This window comes from Zavarzinella sp. (assembly GCA_041399155.1).
Lineage (GTDB): Bacteria > Planctomycetota > Planctomycetia > Gemmatales > Gemmataceae > JAWKTI01.
This window is the reverse complement of sequence record JAWKTI010000005.1, coordinates 346,189-372,237: the sequence shown is the minus strand read 5'-3', so window position 1 is coordinate 372,237 and position 26,049 is coordinate 346,189. Positions and strand designations below refer to the sequence as shown.

Genomic DNA, 26,049 nt, shown 5'->3' with positions numbered 1-26,049 from the left:
TATTCAGAGATTTTGAAGCGCGAAGAAGCTGCTTGTTGTGGTGATTGTTGGGTTGGAAAATGACCTCCACATTACATCACCATTACGTTATATAACAGATCGCGCTGCGATTCAGTTTCGCATCATCCTGGAGTTGTGGGAATGGAAATTGGGGAACCGATTGGCAACTGGCAGGTGACTGTGGCAGGATACCGCAGCACATACGGCCATGTCTATCGTGTTCAGAACCAAAACCAGCCCACACAAACGGGTTTGTTACTTTATTTGAAGCCAGTAACCGATCGTGAAGACTTTCTGGATTGGTTTCAACAGGAATCGGAAACCTGGCTGCGTTTGCAGCACCCAGGTCTGTTGCCTGTGGTGGACATTGGCACTTGGCAGGATCGTGCGTTCGTGGTGTATCAGGACCCACCTGGGGAATCGCTCGATTCCCGTTTGCGGGCTGGCTGGCGGCCCACATGGCAGGAAGTGTTGCCGATAGCCTACGGATTGGTTCGCACAGTACGCTACCTGCACCACAATTCGCAACTTCATGCAGGCTGGCGTGGGGATAACATTTACATATCTGCCACGGGCGAACTAGTTCTGGCAGAATATGGCCTGCAAAAACTACTGGGCACAACCCCGGTTTACGATGCACGGGCGCTCTGCCAGGCGGCAATGATCTCCCCACAACAGGCGGCAGGAAAATCACCCACCAAAAGGTGCGATTTCTACTCTCTGGGTGTGCTACTCTATACACTCACCACTGGTCGCCCCCCCTTCCGAGCCACAAATCTTGTGGAATTTATCCGCCAGCACGGGTTTGTTTTGCCAGATCGGCCGAATCACTATGTGCCCGATCTGCCCGATGAAGTGGATTACTGGTTGATGCGACTGCTGGCGAAAGATCCACAGCACCGTCCCATCAGTGCCAGTAAACTCTTGCAGGAATTCGACCAGTTATGGGCCAGCCTGGAAGCCAGAAAACTGCTGCCGAAAAAACCAGCCCCCACCAATGAACCAGAAATTGTCACGGACAGTGCCGAGCAGCCCGCTTTGGGCAGTCAGGTCAGTTTTTTACCAGAAAGTGCACGGCCCCCAAAGACATATCGCCCACTATTCTCCCGCCCGTGGGTGGTGATTCCCGCTTTTCTACTAGTAGTGGGACTATTGATTGCAGGTTTTTACCGCAAACGAGTAGGTGCAGAAGAACTTTATCAGGCAGGATTGCCCCTGCTGCAATCCAATCAGCCGGAAGACTGGGAATCCGCCTGGACGCTCTATTTCAGTAAACTGGAAGCCGATTATCCGGGCCGCTATCCCAACGAAGTGGCCGCGGCGAAGCAAAAAGTGCAGCCTCTGCTTGAACTTCGACGTGCTTTGGGTGCTGCCCAACTGAAGAAAAAAAGCAGTAATGAGCCACAGCGATTGTACCGCACCGCCTTAAAGTTGTACGAAGGTGGAAATGTTACTGCTGCACGGGCAACCTGGCAGCGTATCCTATTGCTTTTTGGTAGCATGCCGGAATATTCTGCAGAAATCGAACTTTGCCGACTGGCGTTAGATCGAACGGAAACCCCCACGGTGCCAGCCGGGGAAGGCGTTCGACTGCAACAATTAACGCCAGTTCTGGAGCGAATGCATTTCTTGCGCGGAAAAGGTGAACAGAAAGCCGCCGACGAAATACAATCTGCTTTGGTGGCACTCTATCAGGATGACCCAGATTGGCCGGAAATCCAGAAAAGACTTGCTTTTGTGCCTAATGCCAACCAGAACTTGCCTACACCCTAAACTTTTTTGTTACCATTGGGAATCGAATGTCTGCACCATCGAATACCAAGGATTTTTGTACGTTATTGCTGAAAAGCAAACTTTTTTCTGCCGACGACCTGAAATCGGTGGTGAAGCAGTTCCAATCAGTTGGCAAAGTAGAAGACTTTGATGCGTTCCGCCGTTTTCTTCTCAGCAAAAAAATCTTGACCGATTATCAACTGGCACTCTTATCGAAGGGAATCAGCGATGGCTTTACCATTGGTGATTACAAGGTGCTGGAAAAAATTGGCAAAGGTCGCTTCGCGGGGATCTACCGTGCAGCACATTCCTCTGGCCAGGTTGTCGCCCTGAAGGTACTGCCACAATCGAAAGCAAAAGATGCTGAAGTGCTGGCACGGTTTCAGCGGGAAGCCAAGCTGGTTACCCAGCTTAACCATCCGAATGTGGTGAAAGCCTTTCAGGTTTCCACGGGGGATGGGGTGCATTTTCTAGCACTCGAACACCTTGAAGGCCGCACACTGGAAGAAGTGCTGAACGAACGCAAAAAGCTCCCACCAGTAGAAGCTGTTCGTATTATCGAACAGGCGATGCGTGGGCTGCAGCACCTTTATGAAAAAAAGGTGATCCATCGCGATATTAAGCCCAGCAACATCATGCTGGTACCACCCGCTGGTGAATCGGCAGGTAAAGATACCCTGCGCGATACCGTCAAAATCCTGGATATTGGCCTTGGCAAAAACGTTTTCGATGAGAATGCTAAATCGGCAGTCGATGATCCATCACTGACAGAAGATGGCACGTTATTGGGCACACCCGACTACATGGCGCCCGAACAGGCACGCGATGCCAGCAAGGCGGATATTCGTGCTGATATTTACAGCCTGGGGTGCGTGCTTTACGAGTGCCTCACGGGTCAGACTCCATTTCCTGATAAAAGTGTCCTGAATCAGGTATTACGGCATGCCACGGAGACTCCCAAGCCACTATCAGAATTCATCTCTTCTGTTCCAGATGGATTGCAGCAGGTGATGAATTTTCTGATGGCGAAAGATCCAAATCAGCGGTATGCGACTCCAGAAAAAGCACTGCAAGGGTTGGCGATCTTCTTGCGGAATGTTCCTGAAGTGAAACCCACACCAGCAGCTAACCCGGCATACTCCAGGTGGCTGGAAGGGCAAGATGATGGAACGTCGCGTAAACCAGCCATGGGGAAACTGGATAGCAATCGCGTTGAGAAACCAGTTCCCATCGATTTTGATGTGGAACTGGTCGCCCTGCCACCAGGTGGGGTGATTGCACCCCCACCGGCTGCAACCAGTGAAGAGACAGAACCGCGTACATTCTTTGAATTTGACCGCCGTGACTACACTATGATGGCAGTGGGTGCGTTAATGATTTCTGTTGCTTTGGCAGCAGGCTATGGCCTGTCGCAGGCACTGAAACGTTCGCCAAAACCAGTAAAGACAGAAGAAGAGATAAAGACACCCCTCCCGCAGACACCGATTGTGCCACAAAATCCCACTGTGGGGACACCCACTGGCAGTGGTTCGATGACTCCTGAGCCCAAAAACGAGTCGATGCCTAAGGAATAAGTTTCCCCACCCTATCCTCATCCAATCTTCATTCTTGAATGATTGCATTCCTGCCCTGCCTCGCTTAATCTCTCAGATAGGTGTGACGAGGAAAAAAATGAAAATTGCTTTAATCTGTGCCACCCTGGCACTGTTGTCTGGATGGGGTCTCTGTGAGGAACCGAAAGTCGGGCCTGATGGCCCCGGCATCGTGATCACAACAGGTCAATTAATCCGACCTGCGGGTGATGTGGTCGCATTTCCTGGGAGACCTGTCGATCTGGTTTATAATGCCCCCTTTTCGGAAGTAATTGCCAAAGATAACCGAGGCTTGGTTGTTGTTGATGCCAACACATGGAAATTGAAGCAGGAAATCCCATTTCCGAAAGGGAAAGGCGGGGCTTCAATGCATGGCATCACCATCAGCAAATCCGGGACAACAGTATACGCCACCACATCGAGCAATTTGTTACAAACAGCACTGCGAAAAAATGATGGCACCTGGGTAATGCTGGATAGCTTCGAAGTTTATGTTCCCAGGCCAGAACCAAAGAAATGCGATGAGAAAACACAACAGCCCATACCTAAAAACACTTATCCCACTGGGGTTGTGTTAAACCAGGACGAAACGAAAGCTTATGTGTGCCTGTCTCGTGAAAATGCGATTGCAATCGTCGATTTGAGAATCAAAGAAGTAGTTGGTGCCATCCCGGTGGGTGTGGCGCCGCACTCGATTCTGTTATCTGCCGATGAAAAGACACTGTATGTATCCAATTGGGGTGGCAGGCATCCACGAAAAGGGGAGCGTTCTGCTCCTTCTGCGGGAACCCCCACGCTGATTGATGAACGCGGCATCGCGGTCAGTGGTACCATTGGCATCTGCGATATTGGACAGGCGAAAATGACTACGGAAATTGCAGTGGGTCTGCACCCAGCAGGGTTAGTGTTATCGCCAGATCGACACCGTCTGTGCGTGGCAAATGCCAATTCCGATACGATCAGTGTCATCGATCTGAACAACTCCAAAGTAAGCCATACCCTGACGGTGCGGCCAGATTCCCGCCTGCCTTTCGGCAGTGGGACAAATGCACTTTGTTTTTCGCCCGATGGCAAGCTTTTGTTTGCTGCCAATGGTGGGAATAACGCTGTGGCAATGATTGAAGTTAATTTTGCTCTGCCGGAACCTTTAAAGGTCATGGGCTATATTCCTGCAGGCTGGTTTCCAGGTGCAGTGACAGTATCCGGCAACAATCTGATGATTGCGAATATCAAAGGCGAAGGTTCCCGCACACCGGTCAAGAAAAAAGAAGGCTTTAACAGCCATGGGCACCGTGGGACGCTCTCTCGTGTGCGGATTCCCGATGCGGCTACTTTGGCAAAATATACCAAACAAGTACTGGAAGATGCCCGAATCCCTCAGGCGCTCGCTGCAATGGAAAAAGCCAGGGCAGATATGCCACCCGTACCAGTGCCAGCACGAATTGGCGAACCATCAGTTTTCGAACATATCGTTTATATCATCAAGGAAAATCGCACTTACGACCAGGTGTATGGCGAATTGAAACAAGGCAATGGTGAACCAAAGTTTTGCATTTATGGACGCAACATTACTCCGAACCATCACGCACTGGCAGAACAGTTTGTCTTGTTGGATAACTATTACTGCAACGGTGTGCTTTCTGCAGATGGCCACTCGTGGTTAACGGAAGGAAATGTCACCGATCACCTGGAGAAGGCATTTGGTGGCTTTACCCGCAGTTACACTTACGGCGACGACCCACTGACCTATTCTTCCAGCGGCTTTATCTGGGATAACGCACTGCTGCGTGGCAAAACTGTCCGGAATTATGGGGAATTGGTAGACAGCGTGATTTTGAAAGACAAAGACGCCAAGCAAGCACCAGGATTCAAAGAAATCTACGATGACTTTCAGGCAAAGAAAGGTGCGATTCGTTACAACCACAAGCTGGGGATCGAGCACTTAAAGAAATACACCGCACCCGATTATCCTGGGTGGAATATGAAAATCCCAGATGTGGTGCGGGCTGCAGAATTCATGAAAGAATTCGAAGAATCGAAAAAGAAGAAAGAATGGTACAACCTGGTCATGATCTATCTGCCGCAGGATCATGCGTCTGGTTTATCCCCGGGCATGCCAAAACCGCAGGCACATATGGCCGATAACGATCTTGCCCTGGGCCAGGTGGTTGAGGCAATTACCAAGAGCCCATTCTGGCCGAAAACCTGTATCTTTGTGATTGAAGATGATCCGCAGGATGGCTGGGATCATGTGGATGGTCATCGTTCTGTGTGTATGGTCATCAGCCCTTACACCAAACGTAATGCTGTCGTCAGCAAGTTTTACAACCAGACCTCCGTTATTCATACGATGGAGCGAATGCTGGGCTGCCCACCAATGAACCAGTTTGACAGTTTGTCACCGGTGATGACCGATTGCTTTACGACAAAACCAGATTTTACACCTTATACCTGCTTACCAGTTTCCATCAAACTGGATGATTTGAATCCTCCTCGAAAGAAGAACATGCCAACGCGGCTCCAGGAATTGATTGACCTCAGTCTGAAGCAGGATTTTACTTTACCGGACCGTGTCAATGATGATCAGATGAATCGGATTCTGTGGCACGCGATGAAAGGAATTGAAACACCCTACCCTGCTGATTTTGCGGGTGCCCACGGAAAAGGCTTCAGGAAAGCAGGCTTGCTGCGTGACCCACGTTATCAGGAAGATGATGACGATGAGTAAAGGACCAACTTACTCGGATTGAGGTTTCGGCAGGTCACGCAGCCGCCAGAGATACCAGGCAGCTATGGTGCGATAAGGCTGCCAGGGCTGAGACAATTCTTCCATGTGGGGCAACGTGGGCAGTTCTTCCTGCTCCAGTAGTTGTTTCACACCGTCCCGCACTCCCAGATCGTTGGTGGGCCAGACATCCAGTCGGCCCAGCGAAAAAATCAGAAACATCTGAGCAGTCCAGCGTCCAATCCCTCGCACAGGTAACAGCTCCTGAATTACCTCTTCGTCTGTAAGCTGATTGAGAAAGCGGGTGTAATTTCGCCTGGATTGAAACCGTTCCGTCAACTGGCGAATCGATACTGTTTTGTTGGCAGACACACCCGAATCACGAAGCTGCTGATCGGTTAACTTCGTCAGGTTCGTGGGCTTGAAGCCAGTTTTGCCGCACAGGGTCTGAACTCGGCCAATAATGGTGCGTGCTGCACCACCCGAAATCTGTTGAGAAATGATCGACTTTACCAGCACAGAATAACAGTCTGGGTCGGCTTCCAGCGTGCATGAACCGACAGCACGGAACAGTGGCTTCCAACGTGCTTCTGCTTTGCCTAGATGGCGTTTGGCCTGGGAGGCAATTTTTGGATCAATCGCACCCATCAATTCGCCCTGCGCCAGCGTTGTACACGCTGGTAGATCACGCGGATTTGAAAAATAGCAACCACCAGACCGAAACCAATCACGATGGAAATAATCCAGATCCGTTCTCTACGCTCTGCAAGCAGACGGGCGTTTTCTGCATCGATTTCCGCTTGTTTTTTTGCTTCTTCTTCTTTCCGCTGGGTTTCACGTTCGGCGTAAAGTGACTCCACATGATCCCGCAATACCCTGCGGTGCTGCTTCATCGTATCGTTCAGATAACCAAGAGAGAAGGAACAATCATCCATCATTTTGAGGGCAGTCTCTACCTGACCGTGGGCGTTATACAGTTCTGCCAGCAACCAGCACAGCCGGGGATCGCTGGGATGCCACATCAACATTTGCTGCACAATGGCGATGGCATCAGGTGGCAATTTTGCCATTTCCTGTGGAGCGATCTTACCAGCACTATAGCCGCCATTCTCATCGATAAACTGTACTGGTTCGGTATTCTTCAGTGGGGGAGCAGTAGGAAAGATTGGGTCAATCTGATCCTTAGAGATGTCCCGCAGGCCCGGTGAACGACGCACTTCATCAGCACGATACCCCATCCAGGGCAGATAGTAATCCAGTTCCACCCGCTTCAACCAGGCCAGTTCCTTTTCAGACAGGCGCCCGAACTTTTTAGGAAATGGAAGGGTTTTGGTGATCATCTGGTGTCGATAGGCGTGGATCAGTTCATCGGCACCCCGCATATAAAACGCGTGGGCCATATGGTTATAAACCAGGTAATCACCTTTGCGTGGGTCTCTACTGATCACCTGCAATTTGCTGAGCACTTCATTTGGGCGGTTCAGGCGCAACAGGCTGGCAGTCAGTTCTGCCAGTTCATCCGAGGTCAGTTTACTGATTGGTTCCCGAGATAATTCCTGCACACGCTGTGTATATTTCTGATTCAGTGGGCTTCCTGGGCGCATGATATCCCGAAGCTCTTTGTAGATACCATCGAAACCGTTGTTGAACTGAATCGGTGTGGCATATCCCTGGTCGTTTAATTCGAAATCAAAGCCTTGGCTGGGTTGGTAAATTCCAGCACGACTGCCGGAAACCCACAGCAACACAATTCCAAGTGCAATCATTCGAATGGCCAAGTTCAAACTCCCGTTGGGCGGGCGTAATCACAGGTAATCGTGGAATTCATCCCCCCACGTGGGGTCCATTTGCTCACCACTGTGGCACGCAAAGGGCTACAAGCCTGGACGAAATCATCCAGGATTTGATTCGTTACCGCTTCGTAAAAAATCCCGATGTTGCGGAATCGCTGCAGGTAAAGTTTCAGCGATTTCAGTTCCACGCAGGTTTTATCCGGCACATAGGTAAACACAATTGTGCCGAAATCTGGCTGGCCCGTCTTGGGGCAGACACTGGTAAATTCCGGGCACACATGTTCAATCAGATATTCCCGCCCTGGCACCGGATTCGGAAACGTCTCCAACTGTTCCACGCTGGGAACCACTAATTGATCCATAAATATTCTCACACTCCGTTGAACTTTTTTTAGGTAGTTCGGTAATGGATGACAAAACCAGATTCGAGATTTCCTACCAAGTGGGGGAAAAATCCCATTCGATGTGCTGAAAGAATAAAAAATATCGAATCTGGAAGGCCAGTTGGAGCAGATTTGGCATTCTCACCACATAGAAAAAACTCGAGTTATCAAAGATCAGCACAAAGCATGAAATAATTTCCATGCATATAATATATCCACTTGGATGGATAGCGATGCCCGAAACTGGCCAATTTCAAGGCGAATTAGCGATCAATATCCGATGTAAGTTATTACAAATTAATCACTTAAAAAATTCATAAAATTCTGAACATTTTTTCCAAAATAGCGATCACTTCATCGATTGATATAGTGTACAGATAAGTGAATTGACAGTTGTTATTCTGAATGAATGAAATGTGATCCAGGATAAATTCAACGCAGAAGAAATTATGAAAATCAGATGAGAGAACGTCGATCGCTCACCATTTTGGTGCCTGTTTCAGCCACTTCGATCCGCCATTTCCAGCTTTTTTCCGCCATTTTGCAATTTTGTGCAAAATAGTGTTCATTTCGCCTCGCCAGAAGGAAATATTAACTATGTAGTGCGGTTGGGAGTTCGTGGTGCCATATGGATTCTAAGGTAGCTGCACTTGTTTCGGAAGGAGAGTTTATGTTTACTGCGGTGCCTGTTACCAGCATGCCCAGATGGGATCTTGCTGCGGAAGCGATTGCCCTTCGCATCCGCTGGTTCGGGTTGTTTTTGGGCTTTCTCTATGTCAATTTTGGCATCAAGGTGGAAGATCGCCTCGTGCTGGATGCCATTCTGGCACTGGGGCTCATCTACACCATCATGGACAGCATCTGGCACCTACGCGGGAAGGTATTCTTTGGTGAATACCCCCTGGTGGTATCTGCCATGGAGGCACTTTTCATCGGCATTCTCTGTTTCTTTGAACAGGACGCAGACAGCCCGTTCCGTTTTTACTATCTGTTGTCGCTGATCTGCTGCGCAATCCGCCATCCATTGCCCACTACATATGTGACCTGTCTGTTCCACTGCTTCAGTTATGCGGTGCTGAATCTGGCCCTGCCAGAGGGCTCTTCGAATGCATTTCTGGTGCTATTGATGACAATTGTGCTGGTCTGGCTGACGTGGGCTGCTTCCGGGTTCGTCAATCTGACAAAGCAGATCGAATCCCACCTGCGGAATCTGAATAACGAACTGCAGGAACAACAGGAAGAGCTGGAACAACGAATTGAAGACCGAACGCGGCAACTGCAGGAAACCCAGGCACAGTTACTGCACCAGGAAAAAATGGCTGGCTTTGGATTGCTGGCAGCAGGCATCGCCCATGAAGTGGGCAATCCGCTCATGGCGATTTCCACGATTATGCAAATGTTGCAACGACGAGATCCGGAGCCTTACACCAAAGACAAATTACAGTTGGTGGGCACGCAATTATCTCGTATTCAGGGGATTTTGCGGGAGTTGATGAACTTCAGCAGACCAGCCACCGTGGAACGTACGCAGTTTACCATACGGGATGTGGTGGATGAAGCCCTGGGGATTGCCAAGTATTATCGTGGCATCAACAATCGCAATGTGGAAGCGACGATTGCACCCAACCTGCCCGTAATTTCCGGACAGCGGGACCAATTTGTACAGGTCATTTTCAACCTGGTGCTGAATGCCATTGATGCTACTCCGAATGGTGGAAACATTGGCCTGACAGCGAACCTGGCAGGCGAAAACATACAATTAACTGTAAGTGATAATGGGTGTGGTATTCCGCTGGAAGAACAGCACCGTTTGTTTCAGCCGTACTTTACCACCAAAAAACAGGGGACAGGGTTGGGACTGTTTATTTGTCGCAAAATTATGCAGGAGCACGGTGGTACCATTCAGGTAACATCGACACCAGGTGAAGGCACCCGTTTTGAATTAACCATTCCTGCGGTTGCTATTGTTGTGCCGGAAACCGAGGAACGAAAATGAGCAGGAATCCAAAGCGAGCAGCTATCCTTATTGTTGATGATGAACAACTGATTCGCGAGAATCTGGCAGAATTTCTCAGTCAGGAAGGTTTTTCCGTCCAGACTGCTGGTTCTGGCGAAGAAGCAGTGGAGCATGCCCAGAAGCGATTGTTCGATCTGGTACTGTGCGATGTCAACCTGCCAGGAATTGATGGCGTGCAAACGCTGGAACGGATCACCAAGATCAGCCCGGAAACATTTGTAATCCTGATTACAGCCTATGCCACTGTGGAAAGTGCGGTAGAAGCATTCCACCGTGGGGCCCAGGATTATCTGATGAAACCGATCCTGCTGGATGAGGTGCTGAATAAAATCAAGCGATTGTTGCATTTGCAGGACCTGCACCGTGAAAATCAGTTTTTACGCAGAGAACTGCACCGAGTGGAAACCGATCAGGCAGATGCTGTGATTGGCAAAAGCCCGGATATGCGAAAAGTGTTCGAACTGGCAGCAAAAGTCGCCCGCACACCTTCAACGGTGCTCATTCAGGGGGAAAGTGGGTCTGGCAAGGAAGTCCTGGCACGTTACATTCACCGCGAATCAGGTCTGGACCGCTTTCTGGCAGTGAACTGTGCTGCAATTCCCAATGACCTGCTGGAAAATCAGCTTTTTGGGCACCGCAAAGGCTCCTTCACTGGTGCCGATCGTGATCAACTGGGCGTGTTTGTGCATGCGGGTGAAGGCACAGTTTTTCTGGATGAAATTGGCGACTTGCCATTAGCCACCCAGGGGAAATTGTTGCGGGCAATTGAACTGAAGGAAATCCTCCCGGTAGGTGCAAATGAACCAGTTCGAGTTGAAGCACGGATCATTGCTGCCACCAATAAGAATTTGGCCAAAGCAGTCGAGGAAAAGAAGTTTCGCGAAGATCTGTACTATCGCCTGAACGTGGTAACTCTCAGCCTGCCCCCTCTGCGGGATCGTCAGGAAGATATTCCGGAACTGGTGGAGTTTTTGATTGCCAAGCACAATCGCGCTTTGGGTAAACGCTTTAATGGTGTCAGCCACGAAGCGATGCGGTTGTTGATTTCCTGTGCGTGGAAAGGAAACGTGCGGGAACTGGATAATGCCATCCAGCGTGCGATCATCCTGGGCGATGGTCCGTTCATCATTCCAGAAGACCTCCCACCAGATCTGGCACCGATGACCGACGATCCCAACTCCGTAGATGATTTAAGCATGGCAGTGAAGCGATTTGAACGCCGCCACATCGAACGGATTTTGCGTCAGGCGGGAGAGAAAAAAGAAGCTGCCAAACGAATGAATATCAGCCTCAGCTCGCTTTACCGCAAAATGGATGAATTGGAAATTGTAGGCACAGATTGAAGAAAATTGCAACAATCAAATCGTTGTGTAATTGGATTAGGCCCCGCTTTTCCTTGTGCATTTTTGTTTCCTCTGTGTTAAAATGACCAACAATTCGAATAGGGGTAATCATCATGTTCTCGCGGCGGCACTTTCTACAGTCTTCCGGTGCGGGCTTTGGCTCGCTGGTGTTGCCATTTCTGCTGCAGGCGGAAGATCGAAAAGTAGTCAACCATCATCCCGCCAAAGCCAAGCGTGTGGTTCAACTATTTATGGCAGGTGCTGCCAGCCATGTCGACCTGTTCGACTACAAGCCAGAGCTGGAAAAACACCACGGTAAACCATGGAATCCGGGTGAAAAAGTGGAGCTGTTTCAAAGCACCCCCGGGTCTACGTTCGCTTCACCCTGGAAGTTCCGCCAGTATGGCAAATCAGGCAAGTGGCTGTCGGAAATTGCAGCACCGTTAGGCGATGTGGTGGATGAGATGGCCTTCATCCACAATCTGGTGGGCAAAACGGGTGTGCACAGTCAGGGCACATTCCTGCAGGCTACCGGTTTTCAATCTCCTGGCTTTCCGGGCATGGGTTGCTGGATCAGCTATGGGCTGGGTTCGCTGAATCAGCAATTGCCCACATTCGTGGTGTTGCCCGACCACCGTGGCTTTGCATCGAACGGCAGCAAGAACTGGGATGCTGCCTTCTTACCTGCAGAACATCAAGGCACCATTATCCGACCGGGCAACCGCGTGCCAATTGATAACATTCAACCAGCCGATACGGGTAAGTTTGTTACCCCCGCTGCCAACACGGCGGGGATTGATCTGTTGAGTAAATTGAATGCGGAACATGCCAAAACCCGCACAGAAGACAGTCGGCTGGAATCGCGAATTGCTTCTTATGAACTGGCTGCACAGATGCAGTTGGCGGCACCCGAAGCACTGGATTTAACGCGAGAGCCGAAATCAACCTGGAAGCACTACGGCATCGAAGAAACCCCACCTGCGTGGCCCGCAGAGATTAACACAGCTGAAGAAACCGACCATTTGGCCCGCAAATGCATTACTGCACGACGGCTACTGGAACGTGGGGTGCGGTTTGTGCAGATCTGGTCTGGGTGCGACAACGGTTTCCCACGTCGGAACTGGGATTCGCATGAAGATATCGCACGCGACCACGGCCCACTGGGGCTGGGGATGGCACGCGCGGTGCGGTCGTTCATACAGGATCTGAAACGCACCGGACTGCTGGAAGAAACCATCGTGCTATGGACCACCGAATTTGGCCGCATGCCCTGTGCTCAGGGTGGCAAAGGGCGAGATCACAACCCGTTCTGTTTCACCAACTGGCTGTGCGGTGGGGGAATCAAAGGCGGCACCACATTTGGCGAAAGCGATGTCTGGGGCTTCAAGCCAGCGGAGCCGAAAAAGGCCACCCAAGTTTATGATGTGCACGCCACGATTCTGCATTTGCTTGGCATCGACCATACCCGCTTCACCGTGCGGCAAAATGGAATTGATCGTCGCCTGACCGATGTTCATGGCCACGTGGTGAAAGATTTACTTTAATGGAAAACATAAGAGTATGTAATTCAGACCATCTGAGGCTTTCGCCATGGGACTTGAGAAAACGGATCGTATTTTAACGATCCTTGCATCGATAGCTACGATCATCGGTGCCGTATTTGGGATTTATTTCCTCTTTCTGAAAGAGAAGTCCCCTGCTAATCCAACGGTTACTTCCAGTGGCTCAACCACGCAACAAGTTGCGGAATCGAAAACACAGCAGATTGTTGTGTCGAAAACCACAACCGGCCTGGTCACTGGAAACTCTGGTAGCAACGTAAATACCACAACCAGCCAAACCATCACGAAAGCCCCTCCCAAAAACAATGTCTACTTTGAAGACTTCAGTACCGTGAAAGAAGGTAACTTACCAGTGGACTGGGAAGGCGATGATTCAATTGTGGTGATGAAGTCGGGTGATCGCCCACGGCTTGTTACCAATGCCACAAAGGGTACCCGGCCAGTAACCATGAAACGATTTGCCCCCACCAAGAACTTTTGTAACCGTTCACCGGTTCGGGAATTGGCCTTTCGCAAATTTCAGCCATTTTCTATAATCCGGTGATGGAAATCGAGTCGTTCAATTCCGAATGTCCTGGGTGCCAGCAATTGCTCAAGCAGGTTCATTTGCTGCAACAACAGCTGATGGATCAGCAACAAATTATTCAGCAACAACAAAAGACAATACTGGCGCTGGAAGCTCGCATTCGTGATCTGGAAGACAAGCTGAAACCGCCTAACAAGCAAGAACCTGCAGAAAAAGAAAAATTAGCTTCCCAAAAGCCGACTGGTCGCAAACGCGGGGCACAACATGGTCACAAGGCAAATCTGCGAAAACCCTTGCCTCCTGAAAGTGTGGACTCCTTTATCAAGTTCGTGCCAGAAACCTGTTCTCGCTGCCACAAATCACTTGTTGGCTGTCCGAATCTACCTGAACCCAGGATTCATCAGCAAGTTGAACTGCCACAGCAGCCTTTAATCGTAACACAATATGAAGGTCATTCCCGGAAATGTGCTGATTGTGGACACACAACGGCGATGACCATTCCTGCCGAGTACCGCAACCATTGCACCGGTCCTCGATTGACAGCTGCTCTGCTATGTATGGTGGGTCAGGATGGATTGAGTAAACGGTCAATCGAACGAACTTGCAAAACGATTTTTGGCATAGACATATCCTTGGGAACCATCAGCAATCTGGAAGCCGAGGCAATTCCGGCATTGGACGCACCTTATGAGGAAGCTCGTGAGAAAGTTAAAAACGCTGATGTAAAGGGGTTTGATGAAACGGGCTGGAAAGAGGCGGGCCACAAACGCTGGTTATGGACAGCGATTGCGGCAAAGATTCATATCGTAGTATTTCTCATTCATGCACGTCGCAATATTGATGCATTGAAAACGTTTATGGGTGAAGCACTCCCTGGATTTGTCAGTACGGATCGCTGGAAGGTATATGTGAAGAACCTTCCTGAAGATAGCCATCAATTATGTTGGGCACATTTGAAACGCAACTGGGAGGCATTGTCCAAACGAAGTAAGCGAGCGACAAAACTCGTGGATCACTGGCTTGAATTACACAAGGAAATATTTGAGCTATGGCATATTTTTACGAGAGATCATCAGATAAGTCGCCAAACATTGCAACAGCGGATGAAACCGTTGAAGGAACGCGTACGCACGCTGCTGAAACAGGGGCAAGGTAGTAAGGACCAAACAGTTGCAGGGTTTTGCGAGAGGGTGGCCAAAGTAGAAAGGCGTTTATGGCTGTTTGTCGACCATGAGCATGTTCCGCCAACGAATAATGATGCGGAGCGTGTACAACGTCGCGCTGTGTTGTGGCGGCGACGCAGCTTTGGTTCTCAAAGTGCTCGTGGCTGTCGGTTCGCAGAGCGAATCCTGACGGTATGTGAAACATTGAAACTACAGGGGAGAAACGTATTAGATTATCTGGAAGAAGCGATCAACGCACACCGGAAAGGCAAACCTGCACCGAAACTTGCAACAACATAAGTGAACGGTTACCGTTTTCCTTTCTTTTGTCAATTGGTAAGAGCGATCAATATGCGTTTTCCAGTATTTGTTTCAACTCCGAATTGTCTATCAGAGAAGCAGCAAAATGTTTACAAGTTCATCCTTGAACAACTAGGAAAACTTAGTTTGGAACCTTATACTCTAGGTCAAAATCATCGGCCAACCCAAAGCCCTTTGCATGAAGTTATGGTGATGGCACATCATGTATGTGGAGGTGTCATACTTGGTTTTGAACAATTGTGTGTTACTGGCGGCTGGAACAAACCAGGAACCTCACAAGAAACTGAAGTTAAAACCCCTGTGTTTTTCCCAACCCCTTGGAATCAACTAGAAGCAGGCATTCTTTATACACTCGGTGTGCCACTTTTGATATTAAAAGAACATTCCATTACTGGAGGTATCTTTGACAACGGTGTATCACGCTGGTTTACTCACACTCTTCCTAAGGCAGAAGACCTTGAACATGAAAAAGAGGCAATAACCTCGATTATTACTGAATGGCGTGTGAAAGTAAGCGAACGGTTCTATTCGATCGTATAAATTTTCACTCTGTCAAATCCGCTAATAATCCCCTTTTTCTTGCCATAGCAGATTACGGGACAGTTAGCTTCAATTCGCCTAAAAATGAATTAACTCTCATTTTTATTCTCCTCTAACCACTTTATCAAAGATTCTCCCCACTATTTGTGGTGGGCGTATTCTATACTGCATCTTTCCCCCGGAGCGGTGCGTGGGTACGAAACGGATTTTACTGTTCAGCGAGATTTTCCCACCCAAAACCGGTGGCAGTGGGCGCTGGTTCTGGGAAATCTATTCCCGATTTTCTCCCGATCAAATTGTGGTGCTCACCAGCACCGATGCCAGTGCTGAAACATTTGATCCGCATCAGAAAATGAAAATTATTCGCCTGCCGATGGAGATGCCCTCCCGTGGGATTAGAAATCGGGCAAATTTTCGCGTTTACTGGCGTTTAATGGGTCAACTGAAACACATCGCCAAAGACAACCAAATCGATGTGGTGCATTGCGCCCGCAACCTGCCCGAAGGATTTATTGCCTGGGGTGCCAAAAAATTTAGTGGCATGCCGTATTTTTGTTACGTTCATGGCGAAGATATCGGCATCTCTTCGACCAGCCGCGAACTGACCTGGATGACAAATCGCGTTTTTGGTAGTGCCAGGAAAATAATTGCCAACAGTCAGAATAGCCAGAAACTGTTACAGAACGATTGGGCAGTGCCATCGGAAAAGGTTCATTTGCTCTATCCCGGTGTGGATGCCTGCAAGTTTGTGCCTGCTCCACCTGATCTGGCGTGGCGGCAACAGCACCATTGGGCTGGCCGCACCGTCCTGCTGACGGTGGGGCGATTGCAAAAACGGAAAGGCCACGACCATTTATTGCGGGCGATCGCACTGTTGAAGCCCCGTTTCCCACAGATTCTGGCAGTGATCGCTGGGTCAGGCGAAGAATTACCCACCTTACAAGTGTTGGTGCGTGAACTGGAATTGGCAAATCACGTGCGGTTTCTGGGCGAGGTTCCGGATACCGACCTCCTGAAGTGCTACCAGCAATGTGATCTGTTTGTTTTACCTAACCGCTCTATTGGTAAGGACTTCGAAGGATTCGGCATGGTGCTCCTGGAAGCACAGGCGTGCGGCAAGCCAGTCCTGGCCGGTGCCAGCGGGGGCACTCGCGAAACGATGCAAGTGGGAGAATCTGGCGACCTGGTTGATTGTGAACAACCTGAGTTACTGGCTGAGAAACTCACCGAACTGCTCGAACAGCCGGAAAAACTCATTAAAATGGGCCAGTTGGGACGCACCTGGGTTGAAAATCGATTTGATTGGAAGACATTACATCGGCACGCAGAACAGTTATTTTACACGTAAGATAATGATGCGTAAGATTATTTCCCGCCTTTGATCATTCGACTGATCGCCCTAAGTGGCGCTGTCAGTTTCCAACTGGTGGAGTTCTTCATCCCAGCCAGATCCGATTCGAGATCCCGAATTCGCTTTTGATAGTTTTCAACGCCGGGAACATCGCCATTTTCTGTTTCTGCTGGTAAGGAATACTGAAAAACAGCTTTCTTTTGGGCGTAGTTTTCAAGGTTTCCTGTTGTGTCCCGCTTAATCAGGTCAAACCAGTTGAATTCACTTCGGTGGAACTCGAAGTAGAGCACGATATCAAACTGAAATGGCTCCAGCAGTCGATTAATCTTGGACAGATCTTTCCATTCTACCCAGGGTGCGGTTCCATCGGTGCGGTCGCCCCAGTCTTCAAAACTCATTTTTCCTTCATTTAGCCACCGTTGTTCCGGGTAACCCAATTCAATCCAACGACCACCAATTTTCAAGTGGTCAGCCAGAATCTGACATTCGTTGCGGGTGAATTGAAATGGCGAATGAATCATAGAGCCACAGCACCAGACAACATCATAACGATCGTTCAACTGTTTTAGCGAAGAAAGCTCTTCAAGATAAATTGTGGTGATCTGATTTTGCAGCCCGCGATGTTCTGCTAATCGTTTAATAACCTTCAGGTTATTTTCAACCACATCAATGCAAGTCACGTGGGCACCATGGCTTGCAAAAGTGATCGCATCGAACCCTAAACCCGATCCATAATCGATTATTTTCTTTCCAGACATGAATTGGTGGTAGAGTTCGTAATACCAGCCGCGCACATCGTAATTCATCCCAAGTCGTTGTTCATCAAGTGCTTTTTGCCAAAGTTGATTCAACTGTTCTGCGGGAATTTCCAGCAATTGTCTGGAATACATTCGGTCCATTGAGTGAAACGGCACTTCATGCCATTTACTGCGGAGTAAATCGAACCCCTGCCTGCCGGTGCCATTTGGTTCCGTCCAACCTTGTTCATTGAAGGGATTCGCCACCAGAAACTCCTAAAAAACTATGAATAAATTCTCATTTTAAGCGGTAAGTCGCTTTCATCATCGATTGACATCTTTTTACCAACTGCGAAGAATTTTTCATTTCTCTTCGCACATACAGCGATGATGCAATGTGGCAAAGCTTGTTACAATTTTTTGCTTGACAACAGTTTTCGACTACTGATAAGCTTTAACCATCTCTCCACTTTACCTTTTTCACTTTTTAATGAGAAAATCATGCGTCCAGTTCATTATCGGCATCGGTACGGGTTTACCCTGATCGAATTACTTGTTGTCATCGCAATTATTGCAATTCTGATTGGTTTGCTGCTTCCGGCGGTACAAAAAGTGCGGGAAGCTGCCAATCGATCGTCCTGCATGAACAATTTGAAACAATTGGGGCTGGCACTGCACAATTATGAAAGCGCCAACGGTCGGTTCCCTTACGCGGGGCGTGGCTATGGCTGGTGCGTCGATGGAGCGGCACCGTATAACGGGGACACCGAAGTTTACAACGAAAACGGTTTAGTTCGTTTGTTGCCTTATATCGAACAGGAAAACCTGTTTAACAGTCTGAACATCAACCAGGCAATGAGCCCACAGAAGACAGGCTATTGCTGCAGTTATGTGGGAAATACCACAGGAACATTACTGGGAGACCCCACCACCAATGGCAATGCAGCACGGATGAATCAGGCTATTAAGACACTCTCATGCCCATCTGATAGTGGCGATCCGCTGAATGGTGCCAGTGCCGCCTATGGTGCAGGTGGGTCTTTTGCGGGCCGAAAAACTAATTACGATTTCATTACCCGTGCCACCCTGACCTGCAACCACTGGCGTGGGGTTGCGTCGAACACGCGGCCGATGTTTGGAGAAAACAGCAATACCACAATGGCCTCGGTTACTGATGGACTCAGCAATACTGTTGCGATGGGCGAAACCACCTACAACGTGTACAACGGCCGCACCGCCAGTTGGGGATATCGCGGGTGGGTAATGACTGGAATCGATCTCAATGCAGGGATCAACGTCTGGTACTACAACGCCACCATTCCTGTCATTCGTGGGCGGCTTGGCAGTTGGGGGCGGGCAGGTAGTCTGCACACGGGCGGTGCTAACTTTGTTTTTGGCGATGGTTCTGTCCGCTTTGTCCGTGAAAGCACTCCCACCGCCACCTTGTTGAACATGATGTATATGGCAGATGGCAACACCTACACCCTGGATTAATCACGTCCATTCAAATTCCCATACGATGAAAATTCTTATGAACAGGACTTTATTAAACACCTGTTGTCTGCTGGCATTCTGTTTCCTGCTTGGTTGCAGTGGATCGAGCAACAGCAACAAGTTAACAGGCAAAATAACAATGGATGGCAGCCCGCTGGCGAATGCCACCATTGAACTAATTCCTTTGGGCACCACAGAAGGTGTGGGTGCATTTGGTAACAGCGATGAAAATGGCGTTTTCTACCTGACAACCAAACAGGGAAAGGATGATATCCCACCTGGCGAGTACAAAGTGACGGTAAGCCGATTATTAAATCCGGATGGCAGCCTGCCAGACCCAAATGTCCCACCAATTGAATCGCAGGCAAAAGAAACGATTCCAGCACACTACCTTGATCCGGAAAAAACCAGACTGAGATTGACGATTACGCCTGAGAAAAAACAGTACGAGATTGCGCTGGAAAAAGTGAAGAAGTAAAAATTACCCATCCGAAAGTCTGCCCCACCGAATGTGGATTCGCCGGAGTCTTTTCACACAACATTACACCCAGGGCCTCCAACATTTTCCTTGCGGTATGGTGATGTCCTGCTACGATACAAAGTGTACCCATCGGAATTGCTTCACCTATCTTCTGGGGAACTTTGTATGTTACGCACTGTCAATTCATCGCACTCTTCCCGCGGCGGATATACCTTCGTCAAAGTCCTGTTGATCATTGCCATTTTCGTCATGCTGATTGGGCTACTATTACCCTCAGTGCGAAGAGTGCGAGAACCTGCTGAACGCTCAAAGTGCATGAATAATTTGAAACAGCTGATGTTTGCACAACATTTTTACAGCGACAGACCAGACGGAATGAACAATGGTGAGGCTGGTGCGATTCCTTCATCCTTTCCCACTGGGTGTATGCGGCCAGGAGTTGTTCCAGAAGATCGACTCAGTTGGCTGGTTGCGTTGTTACCCTATCTGGAACAGGATCACCTGCATAAGCAATTCGACTTTAATAAAGGGTGGCATGGAAATTTGCGTCCCGGTTCCACGGTCCTAACGACGCTTCTTTGCCCCACGGCAAAGGCGAAGGCACCCAATGATAGGGTGACACACTATGTCGCCATGGCCGGGATTGGGAACGACGCTGCACTTCAACCCGCAGGCACCCCTGGTAATGGCTTTATGGGCTACGACCGACTCACCAATTATACGCTGATGAAAGATGGCTCATCCAATACGATTGCGTTAATGGAAACAAACTTCAATCCTGGGCCTTGGGCACGTGGCGGCAATTCCACTGTTCGTGGATTTGACCCAGCCACTGTTATAATGGCTGCCGAGCATCAATCATTCGGTATCCATACGGGTGTGATTCAAGTGGCAATGGTAGACGCTTCGACTCGAGCCATCAAGACATCAATTGATCCAAAAGTTCTGGCTGCTGCCATCACCATCGCTGGGAATGAATCGGAAAATCTGGATTGAGTACCACAATGAGGCACCCAATTCTTGAAACAATTCTGCGCTGGCTGACAGTGGTGCTGATTGTTCGAGTTCTCATCACAATCGTAGCGAATTACGTCGATTATTTCCCACCGAACTTTGAATCGCTTTTTTTGCAAGGTCGAGAAGCCACATTCGCAGGCGCCTATCGCAGCGCATTTTACATTCATATTTTTTCTGGTCCGGTGGTGCTGCTTAACGGCTTGATCCTGTTGAGTGCTGCCTTTCGACGCCGAAAGCCAGGCCTGCATCGGATATTGGGCAGAATTCAGGTGATTATTTTGCTGGTATTGATGCTGCCTTCGGCAATGGTTATGTCTCAGCATGCCTTTGGCGGGTGGGGAGCCGGCCTGAGTTTTCTGATACTGTCGCTGAACACTGGAATCTGCGCAGCCATTGGTGTTTTGCAGGCGAGGTGGCACCGATACGATTTACACCGTTGCTGGATGCTGCGTACATTTGTCCTGATCTGTTCTGCAGTAGTACTTCGGTTGATTTCCGGTGCAGCAAGCGTGATTGGCGTGGAATATCCAGAAACCGCCTATATCATCGCCGCATGGTGCAGTTGGCTGCTACCGCTTGCTACATTGGAAATTGTGCTGCGTGTGCCATATTTTCGCACAACGCAATCAGAAGCCAAATGATCGAGACCTTTCATTGTGGTGGTGCATACCCCCATCGCGAAACTTGCGGCAAGGTTTTATCCGTGGCGTTCGCTTGGTAAGATAAACATTACGAACCCACGCTTTTCAAAGAGTTTACGAATGATCCACAATTTATCGCAGGCGATATCTACCACCGGCCGTTGTCTGTGGCTGACGCTCATCGCTGCAGCACTACCCACAACAGTACAAGCCACCGACTGGCCACAGTTTCGTGGGCCGGGAGGGACGGGGGTGATTACCGATTCCGTTGTGCCACCATCTACCTGGACTGAGAAAGAGAACATTGCCTGGAGATTTGAGGTTCCTGGCCACGGCTGGTCGTGCCCGATCGTGGTAGGGAACAACGTGTTTGTCACCAGTTGTGTGACTGATGCCAAAGTGGCTGCCCCGAAAACGGGCTACTATGCACCGCTGGATACGAAGACCCACGACGGTGAACACCGCTGGACTCTGTTCTGCCTGGATGCCACCACAGGCAAGGTGTTGTGGGAACAGGTTGCCCACAAGGGTAAGCCAAAACACCCCATCCATGTGAAAGCCAGCTACGCCTCCGAAACCCCGGTTTCTGACGGTGAGAGGGTCTATGCCTACTTCGGCAACGTGGGCATTTTTTGCTACGACCTGAAAGGCCAAATGCTCTGGACGCGGACATGGGATGTCGTGCCCACGCAATTGAACTGGGGTACGGGTGCATCGCCGGTGCTGCATGAAGACCAGATCATCATTGTGAACGACAACGAAAAAGCATCATTTATCGTCTCCCTCGATAAGCGCACCGGCAAGGTGCTGTGGAAGACGGACCGCAACGAAAAAAGCAACTGGGCAACGCCCTTTATCTGGAAGCACGCAAAGCGGACCGAAATCGTAACGTGCGGCAAAGGAAAGGTGCGGTCATACGACCTGGACGGCAAATTACTTTGGGAATTCGGTGGGATGTCGTCAATTTGTGTCCCATCTCCCGTTGTGGCGGGCGACTTGTTGATCATCAGTTCCGGTTATGAATTTGGCAGGCCACGGCCCGTTTTTGCAGTGAAACCAGGGGCCACTGGCGACATCACCTTGAAGAAAGGTGAGACTAACAACGAGTTCATCGTCTGGTACAAAGAACCAGCCGGAGCATATCACCCCACACCGCTTGTTCTGGGCGATTATCTCTACGTTTTGTACTCAACTGGATTCATTTCGTGCTTCGAGGCACAAACTGGCAAAACAGTTTATGAGCGAGAACGATTAGGTGGCAGTTTCACTGCATCGCCATGGAGCTATCAGGGGAAAGTTTTCTGTTTGGGAGAAGATGGAACCACTTACGTGGTAAAGGCGGGCAAGGAGTTCGAATTAGTTGGTAAGAATGTGCTGAATGAGGTTTCACTCGCCACGCCCGCAATCGCCAACGGCCGATTATTCCTTCGCACAAGGGAAGCATTGTACTGCATCAGCACGCCGAAATAGCTACAATTTGGTTCTGATGGCTCTGAAAGCGCAGTTCGAAATGGATCTGTTCTGACTAAAATTGCTTACCTTCATCACTTAATTAGTCAACGGCCCCTTCAGGGCCGAAGATTTTTTGTATCAGTTACCCAGGGCTCGCTTCGCTCACCCTGCGCTGACAGAATGGCCCCTTCAGGGCCAATGACAACTTGATATCAAGCCGGTTCAATTGATGGAATTCATATCGCGATCAACAGCATTTAGTATTTGTCTCCAATAGAAAATCAGTCGAATTGAATCCAAAATATTGAAACCCGTTCAAGCCTTATTGCTCGTAAATTGGGTCTCTCGGATCGCCCGTGCTACGATTACACTCAAGCTTTATTGCTCGTAAAATGGGGGGACTCGTACTTGGTGTACTTTCACAGGCGGGTCGTCCGTGCTGTGATTACGCCCAACACATCAAAGGTAAAATTCTGTCGAGATGCGAGACAGTGCTTATTTCTGCTCGGTTTTCAGCAATCGTTTCGTCTGATCTTCCATTTCAGCCCGAGTGATGTCGGGTGGGGAAAATACGAACAGTGGGTGGGCTTCCTGGCTGATTTCCGCAAACTTTTTCGGAATCAACTGTTCCAGTTGTCGTTCGGTCGCTTCACGTGCCAGGTGGGGCTTGGCCTGCTCAAAAGTAACCTGACCATTCGGCTTGTGGTGCTTCACATTCTTAATAATCATCAAAGCAGTAGGGATTTCGATAATCTCGCTGATTTCGCCTTCTTTTAATGAGAATGCGATTTCTTCAATTTTTGCGGTGGCGGGCCCACTGTTACGGCCAATCGGGTCGACAATTCCCTTCGTGGCGGCCAGTTGGCTGTTAAACTGCCCACGTGCCTCTTCATCAAACTTCACCGGATTCTTCCGCAGTTCATCGTAAATGCGGGTGACATATTGCCGTTGTTCTTTGGTAAACATGATTACCTGACACTGAATCCGCTCGCCGTAGAAGTTTTCGTAGATTTTCTTCAGCTCTTCATCGTCCAGTTTCAGTTCTTCCCGACACAGGTGGGTCAGAATCAAGCGTGGTTTTACCACGTCATACCGCCATTCATCAATACTCTTGCCGTAACGGTCTTTCAGCACTTTTTCCACAAAATCTTTCTTGGGAACGCCGATTTTGCTGCACGTTTGCTCAATATCAGCTTCGATTTCTGCTTCCGTCACCACAATGTTGTGCTTTTTGGCAATCCCATCAATGACTTTCATATTCACAAAGGGACGGATGCGTTCTTTGCCGTAACGTGCGATGAGATATTCACCGAACTCCTGACGGGATAACGGTTTATCGCCATAAAGGTAGGCTACCACGCGGTCGTCTGCGACCACTTTTTCCGCAGACGCGGGAGTAACGGTACCCGGTTGGGCCCGCAGCAAATCGGTATCCGATTGCCCCCAAAAGTAGCCAACACCCAGTAAAAGCATCCCTGCAACATACGGAACGGTGCATCGAAGGTTCTTCATCTTTCTGTCCAAACGTGCCTAAATACGCTTTTTGAAATACCCCCACCTGCCAGGATACGCAAGGTCAACTCTGGTAAGTGGGAGTTTCCCGCAAACCCACCTTGATGATTGCAAAAGGTGCAGCGACAGGTTACTGTGGCACGGAAATGAAATCTTTTTCACGTGGGAAAGCCGATGCACCGCACCGTAATGTTGTTGATGTTGTTAATCACTACTGGCTTAGTAGGGAAAGAACCACCGAATGTGCTGGTGATTTATTCTGACGATCAAGGGACTATTGATCTGAATTGCTATGGTGCGATAGACCTTGCCACACCAAATTTGGATAAACTGGCAAAAAGTGGAGTGAGATTCACCCAGATGTACGCACCTTCGGCGATCTGTTCTGCCTCGCGTGCGGGCCTGATGACTGGTCGTCTTCCCGTGCGGGCAGGTGTGCCCAACAATGTTTCTTCGGAACTGGGCAAGCCAGGAATGCCTACTACGGAAGTAACCATTGCTGAAATGCTGCGTACAGGTGGGTATCGAACTGCCCACGTGGGGAAATGGCACCTGGGATTCACGCCCGAAACGATGCCACTGGGACAGGGTTTTGATTCCAGTTTCGGCCACATGGGTGGGTGCATCGACAATTATTCTCATTTCTTCTACTGGCAGGGACCAAACCGGCACGATCTGTGGCAGAATGGGAAGGAAATCTGGCGTGACGGTCAGTATTTCCCCACGTTGATGGTGGAACAGGTGAAATCTTTCCTGAAGGAACCACAAAAAAAGCCTTTTTTCATTTATTGGGCGATCAATATGCCCCACTACCCGATGCAGGGAACGGAAAAATGGCGAAAACACTATGCAAAACTACCCAGCCCACGTCGCCAGTATGCAGAGTTTGTGTCCACCATGGATGAACTGGTGGGGGAAGTTTTAGACGAACTGGATCGCCTGGGCCTGAAAGATAACACGTTGATTATATTTCAATCGGATCATGGACACTCCACTGAGGAACGAGCCTTCTTTGGTGGAGGCAATGCCGGGCCCCACCGAGGTGCAAAAGGCTGTTTGTTTGAAGGTGGGTTGCGTGTCCCTTCGATTGCCTCGTTGCCGGGACAGATTCCAGCAGGTGAAACCCGAACCCAACTTGCCGTCGGGTGCGACTGGCTACCCACGATTGCAGAATATTGCAACGTAGCAATTCCCAAGGTGAAACTGGACGGTCGCAGCTTGAAAACAGTGATTTCGGATGGGAAAGCACCTACGCCACACGCCAATTTTTATTGGCAGCTTGGGCAAGGCAAAGCCCCACAGTGGGTTGTGCGGCAGGGCGACTGGAAATTGCTGGGCAACCCACGTGATACCAGTGGCAAAGGGACGAACATCCCACTGGGGGGACGAATGTTGGTGAATTTGAATGATGACCCGGGAGAAAAGATTAATTTGCTGGAAAAGGAACCCGAAGTTGCAGCACGGTTGGAAAAAATCCGCCAGGAATGGCTGAAAGATCTGCCTTGAACAGAAAATGAGCTGTTAGAATTAAGCTAGTGATTGCAATGGAATTGCTGGTCTCACAGCCCACGCAATCTCTCAACGTTCAGGTTCCGGGCTGATTTCGTTGACTGAATCTGGTGGGCC

Annotated in this window: 21 protein-coding genes; 16 read left to right on the top strand and 5 right to left on the bottom strand. The window is 49.4% G+C overall.

The genetic code is table 11. The annotated features are described in order from the left end of the window. Positions 1-141: 141 nt before the first annotated feature. The 3 genes from R3B84_21995 to R3B84_21985 all read left to right on the top strand — a co-directional run bounded on the left by R3B84_21995 (position 142) and on the right by R3B84_21985 (position 6,093). On the top strand, positions 142-1,773 hold the full coding sequence (locus tag R3B84_21995; protein ID MEZ6143247.1) for a serine/threonine-protein kinase: 1,632 nt from the start codon (positions 142-144) through the stop codon (positions 1,771-1,773). 26 nt (positions 1,774-1,799) lie between these two features. Next, positions 1,800-3,347, top strand: coding sequence for a serine/threonine-protein kinase (locus R3B84_21990; protein ID MEZ6143246.1), 1,548 nt, complete (start codon positions 1,800-1,802; stop codon positions 3,345-3,347). Between the two features lie 97 nt (positions 3,348-3,444). Continuing rightward, positions 3,445-6,093, top strand: a complete 2,649-nt coding sequence (locus R3B84_21985) for a bifunctional YncE family protein/alkaline phosphatase family protein (GenBank protein ID MEZ6143245.1) — start codon at positions 3,445-3,447, stop codon at positions 6,091-6,093. Positions 6,094-6,102: 9 nt separating this feature from the next. Here the strand turns inward: R3B84_21985 and R3B84_21980 are convergent, their stop codons facing one another. The 3 genes from R3B84_21980 to queF are packed head-to-tail and all read right to left on the bottom strand — an operon-like array spanning position 6,103 to position 8,245. After that, a complete protein-coding gene (locus R3B84_21980) occupies positions 6,103-6,738 on the bottom strand; it encodes a hypothetical protein (protein ID MEZ6143244.1) in 636 nt (211 codons plus the stop codon). Further along, positions 6,738-7,868, bottom strand: coding sequence for a hypothetical protein (locus R3B84_21975; protein MEZ6143243.1), 1,131 nt, complete (start codon positions 7,866-7,868; stop codon positions 6,738-6,740). The genes R3B84_21980 and R3B84_21975 overlap by 1 nt, the downstream gene beginning before the upstream one ends. Positions 7,869-7,870: 2 nt before the next feature. Continuing rightward, positions 7,871-8,245, bottom strand: a complete 375-nt coding sequence (queF, locus tag R3B84_21970; protein MEZ6143242.1) for a preQ(1) synthase — start codon at positions 8,243-8,245, stop codon at positions 7,871-7,873. A 649-nt stretch (positions 8,246-8,894) separates the two neighbouring features. On the opposite strand from queF, the gene R3B84_21965 reads away from it, so the two are divergent. The 7 genes from R3B84_21965 (at position 8,895) to R3B84_21935 (ending at position 17,086) form a co-directional block, all read left to right on the top strand. Further along, a complete protein-coding gene (locus R3B84_21965) occupies positions 8,895-10,262 on the top strand; it encodes an ATP-binding protein (protein ID MEZ6143241.1) in 1,368 nt (455 codons plus the stop codon). Beyond that, entirely contained in the window at positions 10,259-11,626 is a 1,368-nt protein-coding gene (locus R3B84_21960) for a sigma-54 dependent transcriptional regulator (GenBank protein MEZ6143240.1), read from the top strand. Before R3B84_21965 ends, R3B84_21960 begins: the two co-directional genes overlap by 4 nt. A 113-nt stretch (positions 11,627-11,739) precedes the next feature. Continuing rightward, entirely contained in the window at positions 11,740-13,170 is a 1,431-nt protein-coding gene (locus R3B84_21955; GenBank protein MEZ6143239.1) for a DUF1501 domain-containing protein, read from the top strand. A 46-nt stretch (positions 13,171-13,216) separates the two neighbouring features. Continuing rightward, positions 13,217-13,732: a hypothetical protein gene (locus tag R3B84_21950; protein ID MEZ6143238.1), complete on the top strand. Its 516-nt coding sequence runs from the start codon at positions 13,217-13,219 to the stop codon at positions 13,730-13,732. Continuing rightward, complete coding sequence (locus R3B84_21945) at positions 13,732-15,177, top strand: IS66 family transposase (GenBank protein MEZ6143237.1); 1,446 nt, start codon at positions 13,732-13,734, stop codon at positions 15,175-15,177. The genes R3B84_21950 and R3B84_21945 overlap by 1 nt, the downstream gene beginning before the upstream one ends. A 51-nt stretch (positions 15,178-15,228) precedes the next feature. Next, entirely contained in the window at positions 15,229-15,738 is a 510-nt protein-coding gene (locus R3B84_21940; protein MEZ6143236.1) for a hypothetical protein, read from the top strand. Positions 15,739-15,928: 190 nt separating this feature from the next. After that, positions 15,929-17,086 carry a glycosyltransferase family 4 protein gene (locus R3B84_21935; protein ID MEZ6143235.1) on the top strand — a complete coding sequence of 386 codons (1,158 nt, stop codon included), beginning with the start codon at positions 15,929-15,931 and terminating at the stop codon, positions 17,084-17,086. Positions 17,087-17,103: 17 nt separating this feature from the next. On the opposite strand, the gene R3B84_21930 is transcribed toward R3B84_21935, so the two are convergent. After that, positions 17,104-18,093, bottom strand: a complete 990-nt coding sequence (locus R3B84_21930; protein ID MEZ6143234.1) for a class I SAM-dependent methyltransferase — start codon at positions 18,091-18,093, stop codon at positions 17,104-17,106. 234 nt (positions 18,094-18,327) lie between these two features. Here R3B84_21930 and R3B84_21925 point away from each other — a divergent pair, with 234 nt between their 5' ends. The 5 genes from R3B84_21925 (at position 18,328) to R3B84_21905 (ending at position 22,929) form a co-directional block, all read left to right on the top strand. Continuing rightward, positions 18,328-19,320 (top strand): DUF1559 domain-containing protein, encoded by a 993-nt coding sequence (locus tag R3B84_21925; GenBank protein ID MEZ6143233.1) that lies wholly within the window; start codon positions 18,328-18,330, stop codon positions 19,318-19,320. A 37-nt stretch (positions 19,321-19,357) separates the two neighbouring features. Then, positions 19,358-19,798: a carboxypeptidase-like regulatory domain-containing protein gene (locus tag R3B84_21920; GenBank protein ID MEZ6143232.1), complete on the top strand. Its 441-nt coding sequence runs from the start codon at positions 19,358-19,360 to the stop codon at positions 19,796-19,798. A 168-nt stretch (positions 19,799-19,966) separates the two neighbouring features. Beyond that, on the top strand, positions 19,967-20,797 hold the full coding sequence (locus R3B84_21915; protein ID MEZ6143231.1) for a DUF1559 domain-containing protein: 831 nt from the start codon (positions 19,967-19,969) through the stop codon (positions 20,795-20,797). Positions 20,798-20,805: 8 nt separating this feature from the next. Beyond that, positions 20,806-21,459: a DUF2306 domain-containing protein gene (locus R3B84_21910; protein ID MEZ6143230.1), complete on the top strand. Its 654-nt coding sequence runs from the start codon at positions 20,806-20,808 to the stop codon at positions 21,457-21,459. A 120-nt stretch (positions 21,460-21,579) separates the two neighbouring features. Further along, positions 21,580-22,929 carry a PQQ-binding-like beta-propeller repeat protein gene (locus tag R3B84_21905; protein MEZ6143229.1) on the top strand — a complete coding sequence of 450 codons (1,350 nt, stop codon included), beginning with the start codon at positions 21,580-21,582 and terminating at the stop codon, positions 22,927-22,929. A 477-nt stretch (positions 22,930-23,406) separates the two neighbouring features. Here R3B84_21905 and R3B84_21900 read toward each other — a convergent pair whose 3' ends face one another. After that, the gene (locus R3B84_21900) at positions 23,407-24,423 is read right to left on the bottom strand and encodes a peptidylprolyl isomerase (GenBank protein MEZ6143228.1); all 1,017 of its coding nucleotides are present in this window, start codon (positions 24,421-24,423) and stop codon (positions 23,407-23,409) included. Between the two features lie 174 nt (positions 24,424-24,597). On the opposite strand from R3B84_21900, the gene R3B84_21895 reads away from it, so the two are divergent. Continuing rightward, positions 24,598-25,929: a sulfatase-like hydrolase/transferase gene (locus R3B84_21895; GenBank protein ID MEZ6143227.1), complete on the top strand. Its 1,332-nt coding sequence runs from the start codon at positions 24,598-24,600 to the stop codon at positions 25,927-25,929. Positions 25,930-26,049: the final 120 nt, after the last annotated feature.